The organism is Solibacillus sp. FSL K6-1126 (assembly GCF_038003445.1).
GTDB lineage: Bacteria > Bacillota > Bacilli > Bacillales_A > Planococcaceae > Solibacillus > Solibacillus silvestris.
Window position 1 is genome coordinate 3,243,878 of the sequence record NZ_JBBOPD010000001.1, and the last position, 17,673, is coordinate 3,261,550.

Consider the following 17,673-nt stretch of genomic DNA (forward strand, 5'->3'; position numbering starts at 1 on the left):
GTGAAGGGAGTTGGATTGGATGAAAGCTGTTCATATTAACGACGTTTCAAAAAAATTCGGTGATATCGTAAGTGTCAAAGATTTAGAGTTGGATATAAAATCGGGTGAGTTTTTTACATTTTTAGGTCCTAGTGGATGTGGCAAGACAACTACATTACGGATGATCGCCGGATTTTACTACCCTTCTAAAGGAAAGATTTATTTTGACAATCAGGATGTCACAACATTGCAGCCTAATAAACGTAATATCGGAATGGTGTTTCAAAACTATGCACTCTTCCCGCATATGACCGTCAATGAAAATATCGCATTCGGTCTGGAAATCCGGAAATATGATAAAAAAACAATTAAAGAAAAGGTTGACCGAATACGCGAGCTCGTTCATTTAGGACCATATGGCACACGTAAGATTAATGAGTTATCAGGTGGACAACAGCAGCGTGTTGCTTTGGCACGAGCACTTGTTATTGAACCTGATATCTTGCTGCTGGATGAGCCATTATCCAATTTGGATGCAAAGCTGCGTGAGGAAACACGCATTGAAATTAAACGAATTCAGTCAGAGCTGGGTGTGACGACAATCTACGTTACCCATGACCAGACTGAAGCAATGGCAATGTCGGATCGGATTATGGTAATGGAGCATGGTGTCGTTAAACAAATTGGTACACCACAGGAAATATACCACCGTCCAAACAACCGCTTCGTCGCTACTTTTATCGGAGAAACAAACTTGCTTACAATGAAAGTTCAATCGATTGAGGACAATATTATTACTGTTACAAATGAGAAAGAACTTGAACTCCAAGGCCTGACAGAAAACTTGGCACCGGGTCTTCAAGTATCAACCGGTGACGAAATTTATGTATCAATCCGTCCTGAAGCATTTGAAAATGGTCCTGGTGAAAACACCGTTACAGGTATCGTTGAGCTGATTGAATTTACTGGAGTCAGCGTAAATTACTTTATTAAATGGAATGACACAACATTAAAAGCAATGATAATCAGTCGGGGTACTGCAATACTGCAAGCTGGCGATATGATTGAATTACATATCCCTAAACAAAATATTTATTTTCTAGGAGAATAAGAGAGGAGGCACACAATGAGCAAAAAATCCGTTGACACATACGAAGCGAGTTGGTGGTCTCGTCTTACACAATCACGCTATTTTGTCTATATTCTCATCTCCCCGCTGTTTTTAATTTTATTTGCCTATGTCATTTATCCATTTTACTCAACATTTATTCAAAGTTTTGCAGGCGACAATCAGCTAGCAAACTATCAGAAGTTTTTCAGTTTGGAAAGTACAGCCAATTTAGAGGCACTTTGGAACAGCTTTTATATATCGATTATTAGTGTTATATGCTGTGCTGTTGTCGGGGTAATGATGGCCTTTTTACTGGAGCGCTATGATTTCCCGGGTCGTAGGCTGCTTTCCATTTTAGTACTTGTCCCGATGGCATTGCCCCCGTTAGTCGGGGTGTTATCCTTTACATTTTTATATGGCGAAAGCGGCATTTTCCCGCGCTTATTTCAGCAGATGTTTCAATTGGAAGATGTACCGTTTGCATTGAAAGGGATTTGGGGTGTTATTGTTGTTCATACGTTTACGATGTATACGTACTTTTATTTAACTGCTTCTGCCGCAATTAAAGGGCTTGATCCTTCTCTGGAAGAAGCCGCAACAAGCCTGGGTGCAAGCCGGATCCGTGTTTGGCGGAAGATTATTTTGCCGATGCTTACCCCTTCTTTAATCGCATCTTCCCTGCTCGTTTTCATGGTGTCGATGGCATCCTATACCGCGCCGCTCATGTTCGGGGTTGAACGTACGATGACGATGCAAATTTACTTATCACGGACAAACGGCAATCTGGATATGGCGGCAACACAGTCAACCATTTTATCGTTCGTATCTATCACCTTTTTACTTATTATGCGTTGGTACCAAAACCGACGTAATTATCAAAATTTAAGTAAAGGCATAAGTGTTCACCGCTCTGAAGTGAGCTCAAAGCCTTTAAAATATTTAGCGGTCACACTGTCATTCATCGGTACATTAATTTTAATCCTGCCAATTTTGGTGCTGATTTTAATTTCGTTTTCTAAAGATGGTGCTTGGACAATTCAAATTTTACCGACGGAATATACACTCGACCATTACAAAGCGCTCTTTACCGATGAGCGGACATGGCGTCCAATTTGGAACTCGCTGCAGATGGGCTTCATCGCAACAGTCGGCAATATTATATTCGGTGTTGCTGCAGCATATGCTATGGTCAGACTTAGTTTCAAGGGGAAAACAGCGCTCGATATTTTAATTACGATTCCGTGGGCATTGCCAGGTACAGTTGTAGCCGTCAACTTAATCGCGGCCTTCTCAACTGAAAGTGCGTTTACATTCAACCAAGTATTAATTGGTTCATTCTGGATTTTACCGCTTGCGTACTTTATCCGGCATTTGCCGCTTGTCTTCAGGTCAACATCAGCATCCCTCATGCAGCTGGACCAGTCTGTAGAAGAAGCTTCCCGGAGTTTAGGGGCATCATGGTGGTACACATTCAGAAGAATTGTCATTCCCCTAACTTTATCCGGCGTTCTTGCCGGGACATTGTTGGCTTTTGTCCAAAGTATAGGGGAATTCGTCGCATCGATTTTAATTTATAATACGTCGACTATTCCATTGTCGGTTGCAATTTTCCAAAAGTTGTATGCCTTCAAGTTTGGGACGGCGTGCGCGTATGGTGTGCTGCAGATTATTTTAATCCTGATTGTACTGATTATTTCAGAACGATTATCGAAAGGTTCTGCAGGAAGCGCAATATAGCAAAAAAAAAGTAAAAGCATAAAAACTGCTTTTACTTTTTTCTTTATTGCTATAGCTCTTTAACCATCCAAACTTCATCATAATAGTTACCGTCAACTTTCAATGCATGTCGTTCCAATGCATATTGCTTAAATCCTAAAGATTCATAAAGGGCAATTGCCCGTTCATTCGTTGATTCCACTGTTAGATGCAGCTGTTCAAGACCCTCGTTTTCTCTTAATAGACGCAGCAACTCCTCTACCAAGGCACGCGCAACGCCCTTCTCTCTTTCTTCTGGCATAACATACATACCTACAAGAAAGCCTTTATGATTTAATTTTGCGTTTGTTTCCCTTTTAAATGTCGCAATTGCGATCAGTTGGCTCTCTTTAAATGCCCCAAGTGTAAATTTATCGGCTTGCGGGCGAAGTCGTTGTTCAATTTCCGGAACCGTATAATTATTCTCATGTTCATAAGACGAGCTAAAAAATGTTGGATAATTTAAAAGTCCATGCAATCTGACTTTATGATATTGTTCCGCATCTTTATAACCTAATATTCTAATATTCATCTTTTCACCTCTTAAATTTACGTCCCTTATTATATACCCCGTTTCTTAATCTTTTACACTATTTCGCTAGTATCGCTAATTCTATTTCGCTACGTAATAGGGCTGGCGCATCGGCATAAACCCCAATATATTTTGCCTTTTTTTCATATCCGCCAACTAATTGGATTGATTGCAATTGCTTCATTTCAATTACAAAAGCGGGCTGTTCATCTGTATTACCTAATACTTTAAAATGATAGACATTTTTATCTTCTTCTATCGACTTATGAAGGTGTGCAATATTAGTCACATCAATTTTTGTTTGTTTCAATAAGCCATTGGATAGATATAGATTTCCGTTTTCAATACGAACTGGATTTAGCGTTAATGCACGAAAATCTGCAAGTAAGAATACGAGTCCATAAAGTGATAGAACTGTATGGCCCCAAGCTAAAATTGGTAGCCGATCATGAAAGAACCAATGAAATGCGATTCCTTCAAACAATGCCGCATGAAAAATCATTACTAAAAAAGGTACATACATCGTATTTTTGTAAACGGAAAATCCGGTAGGCTGTTTTTTCTTCCAACTGCAAAACGCATAATAAAAAACTAGCATTTCTGAGCAAAGTACCCTAATGAGAATGTTATCTTTCACTTTCTCCGCTACGATTCGAGGAAACGCAAAAATAAGTTGCTCCTGCTCTAATTTAACCGCCCGAATAATGCTTGGTAAATATTTGATAAAAATAAATAAAATGAATAATTCTATAAGAACCAACCCAGCTTCTACAGCGATTGCAGAAAGTGTTAAATAACGGAAAGGTTCCATCAATCCATCAGGGATTACTAGTCGAGCAAATAAAATACCGGCAGCGATAAAGACAACGAAATTTTGGACTGTCCATTTGCCCTTTTGCAGCAAAAGAAGCGCTGGTGCCACAACTGCACAGTCAATTAGCGAACCGATCACCATCCCACGCGCTTGCCCATCTGAAAGTGTGGAAACAAACGATAACTGATAAACAATCATATTACCCATTAAAATGATACAAGCAATCAGGAGCCATTTATAATCAAATACTCTTTGGAAAACCATCGCAATCCCCTTCCTTAAATGCATTACATAAATTCCCATAAATCTGGTACTTCCATTATAATCTAATGTTACCTTTCCCTCATTAAAAAACGCAGAAGTTCACATAAACTTCTACGTTTGGATTTATTTTAATTAATCGTTATTGGTACTAGCCATTCACAAGGATATCCTTCATCAGTTCCCTGTTACGCTTTTCGAACACTTCGTTATGCGAAGAAACTTTTGCATACTGATCTGCTGTAGGTTCCAGGCTTAACTTGATTGCATTAATTGCATTGACGGCATCCTGGAATGTACCTGTAATTAAATATACTTTGTTGTCGTACTTGGAAATATCGCCTACTGCATAAATACCGTCAACAGATGTCAATCCTTTTCCGTTGGTTAAATAATAATAGTCATAATCCGAATCTTTTTCCGGAGCTAGTGCCTCATCAAAAGAAAACGAAGAATCCCGGTCATAGCCATGATTTACAAGTACATCATCCACAACTATTTTGGTTGTTTCCTTTGTTACGACATTTTCCAAAATGACTTCTTCTATTTTAGTCTTTGTGTCATTAGCCACAAGTGTTTTAATTTGCGTATTTGTAATGATGGGAACCCCATTATCCTGCAAATGTCGGATTTGGGCTTCGTGTGCAGATAGCTTTTCACCTCGATAGATAACTGTAATCTGCTTGGCAATGCCGATCAGATCCTTCGCCCAGTCAATTGCCGAGTTACCGCCGCCTGAAATTAACAGTGACTTGTCCTTAAAGCTTTGAATGCCCCGAATTGTATAATGCAAGTTCGATACTTCATACTTTTCAGCACCTTCAATATGCAATTTGATCGGACTAATAATACCGCCACCTACTGCAACTACGACCTTTTTCGAATAGTGTTTTTCGCCTGAACTTGTCTCAATTACAAATAAATCATCTTTTTTTGTAATGAAATCAACTTTCGTATTTAGACATACGGTCGGCTTAAATGTCAGTCCTTGTTTAACCAGATTTTCAATGACTTGCTGCGCAGGAGTTGCAGGCATGCCGCCAATATCCCAAATGATTTTTTCAGGATAAACATGCAGCTTACCGCCAAGCGTAGGCTGAAATTCAATGATTTTTGTTTTTAAATCTCTCAACCCTGCATAGAACGCACTGTATAATCCACTTGGACCACCGCCAATTATCGTTACATCATAAATATCGTTCATTCGAAACACTCCATTCTTTTCATTATCGGTCAATTACACTTTTCGCGAAATTGCAGCCGGATTCCATTGACTAAGTTGCAGCTAAACGAGCATTCCGGATTTCGAATGGTGTCTTCCGATTGGTACAACAGAAGGCGAATCCGAAACAGGATCTTGTGTGACCACACAGTTTAGATTAAATATATCTTTGATTAATTCACTCGTAATCACGTGTGCTGGTGTTCCCTCCGAAACAAGTCGACCTTTATGTAAAGCAAAAATATAGTCGGCATAGCGGGCGGATAAATTAATATCATGGAGTACCATTACAATTGTCGTACCATGCTTACGGTTTAAATCCGTCAGCAAGTCCAAAATCTCCACTTGGTACGTAATATCCAAGTAGGTTGTCGGTTCATCTAGAAACAAAATATCGGTTTGCTGTGCAAGTGCCATGGCAATCCATACACGTTGTCTCTGCCCTCCTGACAGCTCATCGATATGACTGTCTGCAAGTTCGGTAATATTCATCATTTCCATCGCTTCCGCAACTGCATCATAATCCTCTGTTGACCAGCCCTTTAACAAGCTCTGATGAGGAAATCGGCCCCGGCCAACTAAATCGGCTACCGTGATGCCTTCCGGTACGATCGGTGATTGCGGAAGAAGTCCTAAAACACGTGCAAGCTGCTTCGGCGGGATTTTGTTAATCGATTTATCATCCAACAATACTTGGCCGGAGATTGGCTTGATTAATCGTGCCATCGTTTTTAAAAGTGTCGATTTTCCACAGCCATTCGAACCGATAATAATGCTGATTTTGTTGCTAGGAATCGCTAGACTTACACCGTGTAAAATCGCTTTGTTGTCATAGCCTGCAACAAGATTTTCCGTTTGGAATGTATGTGTCGATTTCATCATAAATCTCCTTTCCGATTAATTCGGATTAATAAATAAATTAAGTATGGTGCACCGATTATCCCTGTAATGACCCCTACCGGATAGCGTGTCTCAAAAGCAAACTGTCCGATAAGATCTGCTGCCAATACTAAAATGACCCCGATTAAACCCGCAGGAATAAGACCTGAAAATCCGACACCGACCAATTTTTTTGCAATGGGACCTGCCAAAAAGGAAATAAAGGCAATCGGACCCGTTGCAGCAGTCGCCAATGCAATCATGAGCACCGACGTAATAATAAGGATGACTCTCGTTTGGTTTGTATTGACGCCTAGAGACGTTGCCGCCTGTTCACCAAGTTCAAGCATTTCCAGACGCTTCGCAAAATAAATTAAAATCGGTGTGCAAATACACACGACAAGGATTAACGGGTATAAGTTCGTTAATTTAGCACCGTTTAAACTACCGCTCAGCCATCTCATTGCAGCCGGAATATCATGTGTATCCCCGATGAGCATTAAATAGTTGATAAAGGCAGTCAGCATCGCCTGAATGCCGATACCGATTAAAATTAGTCGACCAATCGAAAAGGATGTGCCTTTCGCCAGCAGATAGATAAAGATAGCTGTTGCAAGCCCTCCGATTACAGCTGCGATGGATACGACAGTATTGCTTGCATTTAATACAATGATACAAAATACTGCCGCAGCACTTGAACCTGTTGTAATTCCGATTACATTTGGGTTTGCAAGCGGGTTGCGCAGCATTGTCTGGAATATGTAACCCCCGACACCAAATGCAAAGCCTGCAAACAAACCGGCTACCATTCTCGGGAAACGAATTGTATTGACCGCAAAGGATGCTCCCTTCACTTGTTCACCTAGTAAAACCTTTATGACATCTTGCACCGGATAAATCGTGTTGCCAAGCATAAGCATCAAACCGCAAAGTACGAGCGAAATGATTGCCATCAAGGAAGTCATCAATATAAACCGGCGTTTTCTTTTTAATCTTGACGTTTTAATCATCTTCATCGTTTCATTCATCATATTGCACGCATTTTCGCTTTCATCGTAATTAAAATTAAAATCGGCGCACCTATAAAGGCCGTCACAATTCCAACTTCGAGCTCACTTGGACTGCCAAGAAGCCTTCCGATCACATCGGAAAAGGTTAAAATAACCGCCCCCGACAATGCTGACATCGGAATAATATAACGTAGATCAGGACCTACTACGAGACGTACGATATGTGTAGCTAATAAACCAATAAAGCCGATTGGACCTGCCAAAGCAGTCGCAGCACCACATAATAATACGCCACCTAATGCCGCTACAATTCTTACAGTACCTGTGCGAACCCCTAGCCCTGTCGCGACATCATCACCTAATGCCAATGCATTTAATGCCGGCGCTGTAAAAAAGGCAATGAATAGTCCTACCGCGATAAATGGAATAAATAAAGTGATTGTATCCCAGCTTCCTGACCCGACACTTCCTACTTGCCAAAATCTGAACTGATCCATTACATTCGTTCGCGGAATCATAATGGCAACGACCAGTGAAGATAAAATAGCGCTCGTAGCTGCACCTGCCAAAACGAGCTTTAATGGTGTCGCCCCGCCTCTTCCCATTGAACCGATTCCAAATACAAAAATAGCGGTAATAAAAGCTCCCGCTATCGCAAGCCAAATATACTGATTTGCAGAACTGATATTCAAAAAAGCAATACCACAAACGACAAAAAGGGATGCCCCTGTATTTACACCTAATATACTTGGATCTGCAATAGGGTTACGTGTAACCGATTGCATAAGCGCTCCGGAAACACCTAATGCTGCGCCGCATAATAAACAGAAAATCGTTCGTACCACACGCTGTCTTACTACGTTCGCTTCATGAGACTGAGCTTCTGAACGGAATAACCCATTCAGAAGATCTGTCCAGCTAATCATCCGCGAACCAAATATAAGTGATGCAAGTATACATAGTCCGAGTAAAATCGTTAAAAGCAATAATACTTTTATAAAATTACGCGGCATTATAATTTGCTTCTTTTCTAAAACGGATGGACTTTTCATATTACTTTAACTTTTTCGCAACTTCCGAAATTAGTGATACGTATTCATCAATTGTGTACTGAATTGATAATGGGTTCGGGTTTCCTGCTGCAGCAAGTGGTGTGTTGTCAGGAATAATTAAAACCGTACCATTTTTGATTGCAGGCACTTTGCCTAAAATCGGATCTGCCTGAAGTACTTTTAATGTGTTGTCATCACCATAGGCAATCAAAATTTCAGCATCGTTTAAAGCATCTGCATTTTCTGCACTTAACTCGATATAGAAGCTGCTTTCATCCTGAACTTGCGCTTTAATGCTTTCCGGATATTCCATACCTAGCTCTTCCAGTAATTCACCACGTGGGTCAGCTGGTGTATAAATATAGAACTTCGATAAATCTGTAGCGTTAAACATACCGAACGCCGCTTTTTTACCTTTGATTTCAGGGAATTCGTTTGCTTTATCTTGAATTAATTTTTCTGTATCAGCGATTAATTGTTTACCTTCTTCTTCCATACCCATACCTTTTGCATTGAATAGGATTTGGTCACGCCATGTAATAACCCATGGAGTTTCCGGATATGCAACGACTGGTGCAATCTCGCTTAATGTATCATACTCTTCTTGTGTAAGACCTGAATATGCTGCTAAAATAACATCCGGATTTGAATCTGAAATCGCTTCAAAATCTATGCCATCTGTATCTTGGTAGATGTTCGGATTTTCTTCACCAAGCTCTTTTAATTTTTCTGCTGTCCATGGAAGCATACCGCTTTCATCCTGCACTCCGTAGTTTGCTGCTGAGAAACCTACTGGTACTACACCTAGAGCAAGTGCCACATCATGGTTTGCCCATGCAACCGTTGCTACACGCTCCGGTTTTTCTTCAATTACTGTTTCGCCTAATGCATGTTTGATTACGATTGGATATTGCGTTGCTGAATCTTCAGAATTCGAAGAGCCTGTTGTTTCATTTGAATTCTCATCTGTACTTGTTTCTTTATCTGAGCAACCCGCAACAACTAGTAAGCCTATTGTTACGAAAAGCATTGCCATTAAAGAATAGAACTTTTTCGTTTTCATCTAATTAACGCCCCTTAAAATTGATTGATAATAATTATCATTATCGCTAATTAGAATAATAAAGCTATTTGATAATGATTGTCAATGAGATTTGTTACTTATTGAGTATTATTTTTTATATAGGAGGGTTTTAAAATGCTTTGTAGCCTATAGCGCTATTTTGGTTTACCAATTACTACGTTATTACAAAAAACTACCGAGAGCATTTTTAAACCTTTGCTTTCGGTAGTTTATAATTTTCAATATTAAACAGTTTCAAATTTTTTCTCAAATCGAGCGACTATTTCCTTCCCGATTTCAAGGGATGCAGTTGCTGCTGGTGAAGGGGCGTTTAGCACGTGAATGCTGCGCTTACCCGGAATGAAATAAAAGTCATCTACCATTGAGCCATCACTTTTTAAAGCTTGAGCCCGTACTCCTGCTCCTCCTGGTTCTAAATCATCTGCTTGGATTTCTGGAATAAGCTTTTGTAAACTTTTTACGAATAGCCCTTTGCTATATGAACGAGCCATCTCATTTAATCCTTCTTTCATATTTTTCCCGGCTAACTTCCAAAACCCTTTGTATGTTAACGTCTCGGCGATATCAAATAAGTTAATATCTGTTTTTTTATAGCCTTCTCTTTTAAAGCTTAGAACAGCATTTGGACCAGCTTCGACTTCCCCGCCAATCATGCGTGTATAGTGTACACCTAAAAACGGAAAGTCCGGGTTTGGTACAGGATAGATTAAATGATTGACTAAACTACGGCTGCTTTCTTTTAGCTTATAGTATTCTCCACGGAAAGGTACGATTTTTAAATCGGCAAAATATCCTGTCATTTTTGCAATCCGGTCACTTTGAAGTCCTGCACAGTTAATCATTACTTTTGTTTCAACTGTACCTTTTGAAGTTTCAATTGACACTCCATTTTCATGCTCATTAATAGATTTCACTTCTTCGCCGCAACGAATTTCGCCACCGTTTGCTTCTATTAACTCCCGGATTTTTTCAGACACTTGCTGGTAGTTGACAATCCCGGCTTGTGGAACTCGAATGGCTCCAAGACCTGCTACATGCGGCTCAATTTCTTTAAGTTGTTCCGCATTTAACATTTCAATTTCAAGCTCGTTTTGTATACCGCGCTCGTATAAGTTTTGTAATAGTGGTAGTTCGTGTTGCTCAGTTGCTACAATAACTTTCCCGCAAATGTCGTATTCAATGCCATGCTCTTTACAAAAGGCCACCATCGACTGACTACCTTGCTTTGCGAAACGTGCCTTAAAGCTACCAGGTTTATAATAAATGCCTGAATGGATGACACCACTATTATTGCCGGTTTGATGCTTCGATACCGAATTCTCCTTTTCTAAAATGACTACTTTTTTATCCGGGAAGCGTTCCGTTAAAGCTAGACCCACAGATAAGCCAACAATCCCTCCACCAATAATAACTACTTCTAACATCTATTTTCCCCCTTACGCTTCTATGCCGCATGCTTCAGCTAACAGCTCGACAAGATGCACAACTCGAACTGTTTCAGCTAACCCTTCACGCTCTACACCTAACTTCATTTGTAAATGACAACCTGGGTTTGTCGTAACTATCACATTTGGTCGCTGTTGTAATAACTTCACATGCTTCATCTTTTCATCTAGTATTTTCATAGAATGGTTATAACGAATGATGTTATATATCCCTGCAGATCCGCAACACATATGAGCATCAGGCAATGGCATTAGTTCAATACCAGGAATACTGTTTATCATATGAAGTGGTTCATTTACACGTTTTTGTACGTTTGTCATATGACAAGACGGTTGATAAGTAATTACATAAGGCAAATTTTTCTTAAATGGTAGCGGTAACTTACTTAAAATAACGCTAATATCTACAGATTTTTCGGAAAATTCAATTGCGCGTTTTACCCAATCAGCCTCAGTTGCTAAAAGATGAGGGTATTCCCCTAACATAGCACCACAGCCACCGATACTATTTACTACGAAATCAAAATCATACTGTTCAAATGCTTCAATATTTCGTTTTGCTAATTGACGTGTCTTATCTGTTAAACCGCTATGTTGATGAAGTGCACCACAACAACCTTGTTCTTTAATAACGGTCACATCACAGCCTGCTTGCTGCAATAACTTCATGCTAAGTGTATTAATCGATGAAAACATCGTATCCATAATACAGCCAACGAAAAAACCTACTTTAAACACTGGCTTTTGAGATTGTACAGCATAATGTGTTTTTCTTTTATTTCGTTTAATAGGTCCTTCAATGGTTGGTAGTATCGTTTCAAAAGAATGGAGATTTTCCGGTAAAATGTTTAATATTTTTGTTTTTTGTGCAACTTTTTGTATACCAGTTTGTTGATATATGGCTAAACCAGTACCAAGGACTTTTTGAATATTTTTATTCGGTACAACTTGATTGAACAATAGTGATTTCACCGTTTTCATACGATTTTTCATTTGTTGTTCTTTATGAACTGTTAATACTTCAATTGCCGACTCCAAAATTTTTCCGTATTGCACATTTGTGGGACATACTGTTTCACATGCACGGCAACCTAAACATAAGTCAATTGAATCGGATATTTCGTCATACGTAATTTTCCCTTCTGCAGCCATTTTGACTAAATTTATACGGCCACGTGGTGAATGGGTTTCTTTTTGGAATGTTACATACGTTGGGCAGGTTGGAAGACAATAACCACATTGAACACAGCTGAGCGTCTCTTGATATGCAAGTTCAGTCATTTGTTAACACAAACCTTTGATTTGGTTCCGGGAATATTTTCCCTGGGTTTAAAATATCTTTTGGGTCCCAAGCTTGTTTAATCCGTTTCATCATATCGACTCCAACTGCCCCGAGCTCCATCTCCATAAATGGTGCCTTTAATGTACCGATTCCATGTTCTCCCGATAATGTACCACCCAGTTCAATGGCTGTACGGAAAATTTCCTCTACTGCCTTTTCAACACGCCTCATCTCTTCTGCATCACGCTCATCAGCAATTATATTCGGATGTAAATTCCCATCGCCTGCATGACCAAACACCACTAGATCAACATTATATTTTTCACGTATTTCTTTTAAACGTTGAAACATTTCCGGAATTTTGCTACGTGGTACTGTTGCATCTTCAGAAATCTTTGTCGGCTTCAGACGTACAATTGCCGGGGATACAAGTTTCCTTGCTTGCCATAGTTGGGCTGCTTCTTCTTTTGTTTGCGCAATTTGAACTGCACGGGCGTTTTCTTTAATACAAACATCATTTACTCGTTTAATTTCATCTTTAATTGCCTCGGGATGGCCATCTAATTCAATCAAAATTAGCGCATCAATATTAGTCGGCAGCCCTGATGGACGATACGCTTCAACTGCTTCTACTGAGGCTTTATCCATGATTTCAAGTTTTGCCGGAATAATCCCCGCACTTAAAATACTGGATATTGCTCGACCTGCATCGACAATGTCATCAAACTGCGCCATCAATGTTTCCGTTGCTTCTGGCTTTGGGTATAAGCGTAAAATGGCCTCTGTAATGACACCCAACGTTCCTTCAGAACCAACAATAAGTTTTGTTAAGTCGTAGCCAGTTACATTTTTCATCGTTTTACCACCAGTCCGAATGACATTTCCTTCAGGCGTAACAACTTCCAAGCCAATTACGTAATCTTTTGTTACACCATATTTTAATCCTTTTGGTCCTCCAGAATTTTCAGCTAAGTTACCCCCGATTGTTGCAATATTCATACTGCTCGGATCAGGAGGATAAATTAGGCCATGTAGCAATGCAGCATCATTAATAGCTTGTGCTGTAACCCCAGGTGATACTATTGCCAACATATTTTCTGCATCAATTTCTAATTTCGATGTCCATCGGGAGAGGTCAAGCACAATCCCCCCACGAACCGGCAAAGGACCGCCGCTTAAGCTTGTCCCTTGTCCGCGTGGATAGACAGGAACCTTATGAGTATTCGCCAGCTTTATAACAGCGGCTACTTCTTCTGTTGTTAAAGGCTGCACAACGTATTCAGGCATGTATGAACCGAATGAAGCATCAAAAGAATAGCTTACTAAATCTGCCTTTTCAGTAAATATGCGTGCATCATCTTGAATGTTTTGTTTTAAAAGCTGTAGGATTTGATTCATCTCGTTCCCTCCACTGTCCGTTAACTTCTGACCGCGATAGAGAACGTAATTGAAACGTTACTCTTCCGGTAAGTTGAGAATTTTTTGGCGTGCATTGATTAAATGTTCTCGCATTGCTTGTCTAGCGCCTTCGCAATCTTTCTTTGCGATCGCTTGAGCAATTAGCATATGCTCCTTTGCGACTTCTTGACGTTTCTTGTCCCATCCTAAATTATGGGATAATGAAAACTTTAAAGCACGTAGATGCAGATCACTTAAGTTGCTAATTGTTCCAGATATAAAATCATTTTTACTCGCTTTCATAATGAATTGATGGAACTGATAATCTTCTTCATGACCAATCGCCTGGTTGTCTTTCATTAAATTCTGGAAGTGCTCAACTAAGTTTTGAATCTCAATCAGCTCGTCTTCTGTCCGCCGTTCGGCAGCAAGAGCAGCCGCTTCACTCTCTATAATGATTCGAAATTCCAACAAATCGAGCACTTGTTTTTTATGAATAAGCTGGAAGCGAACAGGATCGAGTAATTCAGCTAAAGATACTTCTTTAACTAAACTTCTTCCACCTTGTCTGCTTTCGATTGCACCTGCCACTTCAAGTACTTTCAATGCTTCTCGAATCGGTGCTCTACTTACACCAAAGCGAGTTGCTAACTCGTTTTCAGTAGGTAATATTGTATTCTTTTGTAATTCACCAGTACGCATCATCTCGATTAAGAAATCTAAAACTTGATCCGCAACTTTTCTACGTTCTACTTGCATATGAAAACTCCTATCTTTCAACAGATAAATTATTAACTTGGGCATTCGCCTTTTTACCGCGTGGAATATGAATTGTTAATACTATTATAATAAGGGCTAGTCCGATTGCACTTGTAATTAATTCCGGAATAATAAGCAGAATTGACGCAATCCCCATTAGCATACGCTCCATCATATTCATACCTGTCGTAAAGAAATTAAATACTGCTGTTGATAATGCAAATACACCTAAAATGGATGTTGTAAATGCAAATGCTATTTGAAATATTGCATCTATACCTGTTGCATCTGTCTGCATGACAAGAGCCGGGTTGTATACAATCATGAACGGTAATAGGAATCCTGGTAAACAGAGTTTTACCGCTGTCCAAGATGTTTGCATCGCATCGGCTCTTGCTATACCTGCCGCTGTATAGGAGGCTAGTGCTACAGGTGGTGTAATATTTGAAAGTGCACCGAACCAGAATACAAAGAAATGTGCTGCAATCGGATTAACACCAGCTTCAATTAGGGCTGGCGCAGCGGCTACTGCAACGACAATATATAAAGCCGTTGATGGTAAGCCCATACTTAAAACAATACTAGTCACCATGACTAAGATTAAAATAATTGCTAAATTATTCCCCGAAATTTGAATAATGTTGTAGGCAAGAGTTGAACCTAAACCTGTCATCGTAATTACAGCAATGATAATCCCTACTGTTGCACAGGCTACCGCTACTTGGATCGAACCTCGTGCACCCTCAATTAATGCGTTTACAATTGATTTAATTCCAATACGGAATTCTTTGTCTTTCGTTAACCAGCTTGCTACAATACAAGCGAAAATCCCTGAGAAACCAGCTAATAGTGCTGTGAAACCTGTCATTAAAGTCACAATAACAATAACAATCGGTAAAATTAACACTCCGCGCGCTTTAATCACTTCGATAACATCTGGTATATTATCTTTACTAATCCCTTTTAATCCTTGCTTTTTCGCTTCAAGATCAATGGCAATTATGAGTGAAGCGTAGTAAAGAATTGCTGGTATAATTGCTGCCAAAACAATGACGTTGTACCCTACACCTAAGAAACCAGCCATAATGAATGCAGCAGCTCCCATTATTGGAGGCATAATCATCCCACCTGTTGAGGCAGTTGCTTCAACAGCTGCAGCAAAGCGTGGTTTTAAACCAATACTTTTCATTAAAGGAATTGTAAATGTTCCTGTAGTGGCAACGTTCGCTACAGCCGATCCGCTTAACATTCCTGTTAATGCTGAAGATAATACAGCTACTTGGGCAGGGCCACCGCGTCGTTGGCCTGCTATGGATAATGCTAAGTCATTAAACAGACGTGTTGCTCCACTCGCATTTAAAAAAGCACCAAATAAAATGAATATTACAATATAGGTCGTCGCAATCGAGAAGGTCATTCCGAATATACCTTCAGTTGTCATGTATAAACGGTATAGTAAACGTTCGAAGCTAAACCCTGCATGTCCAAACATTCCTGGAAACCACGGACCAAAAAGTGCAAAGAATAAAGCAATTGCAGATAATATTGGAATAAATAAGCCAATCGTACGCCGTGAAACTTCAAGTAATACAACAATTGTAATGAATGCAAATACATAATCAATAAAGGTTGGCTCTGAGAATTTTACATTATGAATATTTGAGTAATTTAATAGAATGTAAGCTCCCCCAGCAAAACCAAATGCCGCCCATATATAATCTACAACTGTGATTTTTGTTTTACTCGATTTTTTAGTTGCTGGATAAAGTAAAAATGTCAGTACTAAAATAAATGTCAGGAAGATGGCATTACGGTATATTTCCTGGATATTCATTAAACTGTTTACGTATACCGAGAAGAATGCCAGTGCAAACAATAGTGCTGAAATAATAAAGCCAGTCTTACCTGTAAACGTACGTATTGCTCCACCAGCTTCTTTATCGTTTTCTAGTGTCTCTGCTACATCGAACTCTTCTACTTTTTTCTTAAAAATCATCATTACACCCCCATAATGGATTCTTATTGTTGACCTTCTGCTGCTTCAGGTGGAACTAAATGTTCCGGTATGTCTAAGCCAGCCTCCACAAAATATTTGTATGCTCCGATATGAAGTGGTGTTGGAAGACCATTTAATGCCGATTCTAATTGAATTTCAGTCGCTGAATTATGGATTTGATGTACTTTATCTAAATTTTCATAAATCGCCTTCGTTAACTTATAAACAAGATCCGCATCCATTTCTGCTGTTGTTGCTAAAAAGTTTGGCTGAGCAATCGTGTTAATTTCTTTATCAATTCCAGTGTACGTACCTGCCGGAATAACAAAACGGAACCATGTATTAAAAATACTGTTAATGCTATCAAGCTGTTCATCTGTGACATCAAGAACAGATGCTTTAACACCTGACGCAGCCATATCCATTATTGATGAAACCGGTACACCTGCCGGTAAAGATCCTCCATCTAATCGCCCGTCGCGCATCGCTGAAATGGTGTCATCATACCCTAAATATTCGGGCGTGATGTCTTTTTTCGTTAAACCAAGTCCTTCCATAATAACGATTGTTGATTGCTCCGTTCCGGATGCTTGCGGGCCTACAGAGAATGATTTCCCGTCAATATCTGAAATCGTTCCTGTGTCTATTTCCTTATCCATTAATACGAAGTGCTCAACATTTGACCAAAGCATGGAGATTGAACGTAAATCCTTATAAGGTCGTCCTTCAAAGTTTCCTCCACGCCCTTCATATGCCTGCGCACCTATCAACCCTTGAAGGATCGCTACTTTTGCTTCTTCATTTTTTAATAGCTGGATATTTTCTACTGATCCTGCTGATGATTGACCTGTCCCCTTAACATTGTCTTCAACTAAGATTTCAGTCCATAAATTTCCTAGTCCAACCCCAATTGGATAATAAGTTCCCCCTGCTGATGCAGTTGCAATTGTTATGAATTCACGTCGTTCAATACACCCTGACAACACTAATGTTAGCGCTACCAAAAATAATATAAGAGACTTTTTCATTTCATTCCCCCCGTTTATGAAAAGTTTTAAGCTTGTATGACAAGTTTACAAGTAGAATATTATATT

The 17,673-nt window shown here is 39.6% G+C and carries 15 protein-coding genes; 2 read left to right on the plus strand and 13 right to left on the minus strand.

The genetic code is table 11. The features are described 5' to 3' along the window. Positions 1–19 precede the first annotated feature (19 nt). Together MHH44_RS16225 and MHH44_RS16230 are read left to right on the plus strand one after the other, a co-directional pair. Positions 20–1,090, plus strand: a complete 1,071-nt coding sequence (locus tag MHH44_RS16225) for an ABC transporter ATP-binding protein (protein WP_340799029.1) — start codon at positions 20–22, stop codon at positions 1,088–1,090. Positions 1,091–1,105: 15 nt separating this feature from the next. Beyond that, entirely contained in the window at positions 1,106–2,827 is a 1,722-nt protein-coding gene (locus tag MHH44_RS16230; RefSeq protein WP_014823004.1) for an ABC transporter permease, read from the plus strand. A 49-nt stretch (positions 2,828–2,876) separates the two neighbouring features. Here MHH44_RS16230 and MHH44_RS16235 read toward each other — a convergent pair whose 3' ends face one another. From MHH44_RS16235 to MHH44_RS16295, 13 genes are all read right to left on the minus strand, one after another. Further along, a complete protein-coding gene (locus tag MHH44_RS16235) occupies positions 2,877–3,377 on the minus strand; it encodes a GNAT family N-acetyltransferase (protein WP_014823003.1) in 501 nt (166 codons plus the stop codon). Between the two features lie 58 nt (positions 3,378–3,435). Further along, positions 3,436–4,455 (minus strand): hypothetical protein, encoded by a 1,020-nt coding sequence (locus tag MHH44_RS16240; RefSeq protein WP_339262860.1) that lies wholly within the window; start codon positions 4,453–4,455, stop codon positions 3,436–3,438. Between the two features lie 148 nt (positions 4,456–4,603). Next, positions 4,604–5,656 carry an NAD(P)/FAD-dependent oxidoreductase gene (locus MHH44_RS16245; protein ID WP_340799030.1) on the minus strand — a complete coding sequence of 351 codons (1,053 nt, stop codon included), beginning with the start codon at positions 5,654–5,656 and terminating at the stop codon, positions 4,604–4,606. Between the two features lie 81 nt (positions 5,657–5,737). After that, a complete protein-coding gene (locus MHH44_RS16250; protein ID WP_065216907.1) occupies positions 5,738–6,553 on the minus strand; it encodes an ABC transporter ATP-binding protein in 816 nt (271 codons plus the stop codon). After that, positions 6,553–7,584, minus strand: coding sequence for a FecCD family ABC transporter permease (locus MHH44_RS16255; protein ID WP_340799031.1), 1,032 nt, complete (start codon positions 7,582–7,584; stop codon positions 6,553–6,555). The genes MHH44_RS16250 and MHH44_RS16255 overlap by 1 nt, the downstream gene beginning before the upstream one ends. Beyond that, positions 7,581–8,576 (minus strand): FecCD family ABC transporter permease, encoded by a 996-nt coding sequence (locus MHH44_RS16260; RefSeq protein ID WP_445683043.1) that lies wholly within the window; start codon positions 8,574–8,576, stop codon positions 7,581–7,583. The genes MHH44_RS16255 and MHH44_RS16260 overlap by 4 nt, the downstream gene beginning before the upstream one ends. A gap of 40 nt (positions 8,577–8,616) precedes the next feature. After that, on the minus strand, positions 8,617–9,678 hold the full coding sequence (locus MHH44_RS16265; protein WP_340799033.1) for an iron-siderophore ABC transporter substrate-binding protein: 1,062 nt from the start codon (positions 9,676–9,678) through the stop codon (positions 8,617–8,619). Positions 9,679–9,923: 245 nt separating this feature from the next. Continuing rightward, entirely contained in the window at positions 9,924–11,123 is a 1,200-nt protein-coding gene (gene lhgO, locus MHH44_RS16270; protein WP_065216904.1) for an L-2-hydroxyglutarate oxidase, read from the minus strand. 12 nt (positions 11,124–11,135) lie between these two features. Further along, positions 11,136–12,425: a (Fe-S)-binding protein gene (locus MHH44_RS16275; protein ID WP_340799034.1), complete on the minus strand. Its 1,290-nt coding sequence runs from the start codon at positions 12,423–12,425 to the stop codon at positions 11,136–11,138. Continuing rightward, entirely contained in the window at positions 12,418–13,824 is a 1,407-nt protein-coding gene (locus MHH44_RS16280) for an FAD-binding oxidoreductase (RefSeq protein WP_340799035.1), read from the minus strand. Before MHH44_RS16280 ends, MHH44_RS16275 begins: the two co-directional genes overlap by 8 nt. A gap of 57 nt (positions 13,825–13,881) precedes the next feature. After that, a complete protein-coding gene (locus MHH44_RS16285) occupies positions 13,882–14,583 on the minus strand; it encodes a FadR/GntR family transcriptional regulator (RefSeq protein WP_008406032.1) in 702 nt (233 codons plus the stop codon). Positions 14,584–14,593: 10 nt separating this feature from the next. Then, entirely contained in the window at positions 14,594–16,579 is a 1,986-nt protein-coding gene (locus MHH44_RS16290) for a TRAP transporter permease (protein ID WP_340799036.1), read from the minus strand. A 23-nt stretch (positions 16,580–16,602) separates the two neighbouring features. Next, entirely contained in the window at positions 16,603–17,607 is a 1,005-nt protein-coding gene (locus MHH44_RS16295) for a TAXI family TRAP transporter solute-binding subunit (protein WP_008406034.1), read from the minus strand. Between the last annotated feature and the right edge of the window lie 66 nt (positions 17,608–17,673).

Bases quoted from the DNA above. Each gene is read 5' to 3' on its own strand.
- lhgO (WP_065216904.1), bottom strand. From the start codon at position 11,123: ATGTTAGAAGTAGTTATTATTGGTGGAGGGATTGTTGGCTTATCTGTG.
- MHH44_RS16235 (WP_014823003.1), bottom strand. From the start codon at position 3,377: ATGAATATTAGAATATTAGGTTATAAAGATGCGGAACAATATCATAAA.
- MHH44_RS16225 (WP_340799029.1), top strand. From the start codon at position 20: ATGAAAGCTGTTCATATTAACGACGTTTCAAAAAAATTCGGTGATATC.
- MHH44_RS16290 (WP_340799036.1), bottom strand. From the start codon at position 16,579: ATGATTTTTAAGAAAAAAGTAGAAGAGTTCGATGTAGCAGAGACACTA.
- MHH44_RS16285 (WP_008406032.1), bottom strand. From the start codon at position 14,583: ATGCAAGTAGAACGTAGAAAAGTTGCGGATCAAGTTTTAGATTTCTTA.
- MHH44_RS16240 (WP_339262860.1), bottom strand. From the start codon at position 4,455: ATGGTTTTCCAAAGAGTATTTGATTATAAATGGCTCCTGATTGCTTGT.
- MHH44_RS16255 (WP_340799031.1), bottom strand. From the start codon at position 7,584: ATGATGAATGAAACGATGAAGATGATTAAAACGTCAAGATTAAAAAGA.
- MHH44_RS16280 (WP_340799035.1), bottom strand. From the start codon at position 13,824: ATGAATCAAATCCTACAGCTTTTAAAACAAAACATTCAAGATGATGCA.
- MHH44_RS16250 (WP_065216907.1), bottom strand. From the start codon at position 6,553: ATGAAATCGACACATACATTCCAAACGGAAAATCTTGTTGCAGGCTAT.
- MHH44_RS16245 (WP_340799030.1), bottom strand. From the start codon at position 5,656: ATGAACGATATTTATGATGTAACGATAATTGGCGGTGGTCCAAGTGGA.
- MHH44_RS16275 (WP_340799034.1), bottom strand. From the start codon at position 12,425: ATGACTGAACTTGCATATCAAGAGACGCTCAGCTGTGTTCAATGTGGT.
- MHH44_RS16295 (WP_008406034.1), bottom strand. From the start codon at position 17,607: ATGAAAAAGTCTCTTATATTATTTTTGGTAGCGCTAACATTAGTGTTG.
- MHH44_RS16265 (WP_340799033.1), bottom strand. From the start codon at position 9,678: ATGAAAACGAAAAAGTTCTATTCTTTAATGGCAATGCTTTTCGTAACA.
- MHH44_RS16260 (WP_445683043.1), bottom strand. From the start codon at position 8,576: ATGCCGCGTAATTTTATAAAAGTATTATTGCTTTTAACGATTTTACTC.
- MHH44_RS16230 (WP_014823004.1), top strand. From the start codon at position 1,106: ATGAGCAAAAAATCCGTTGACACATACGAAGCGAGTTGGTGGTCTCGT.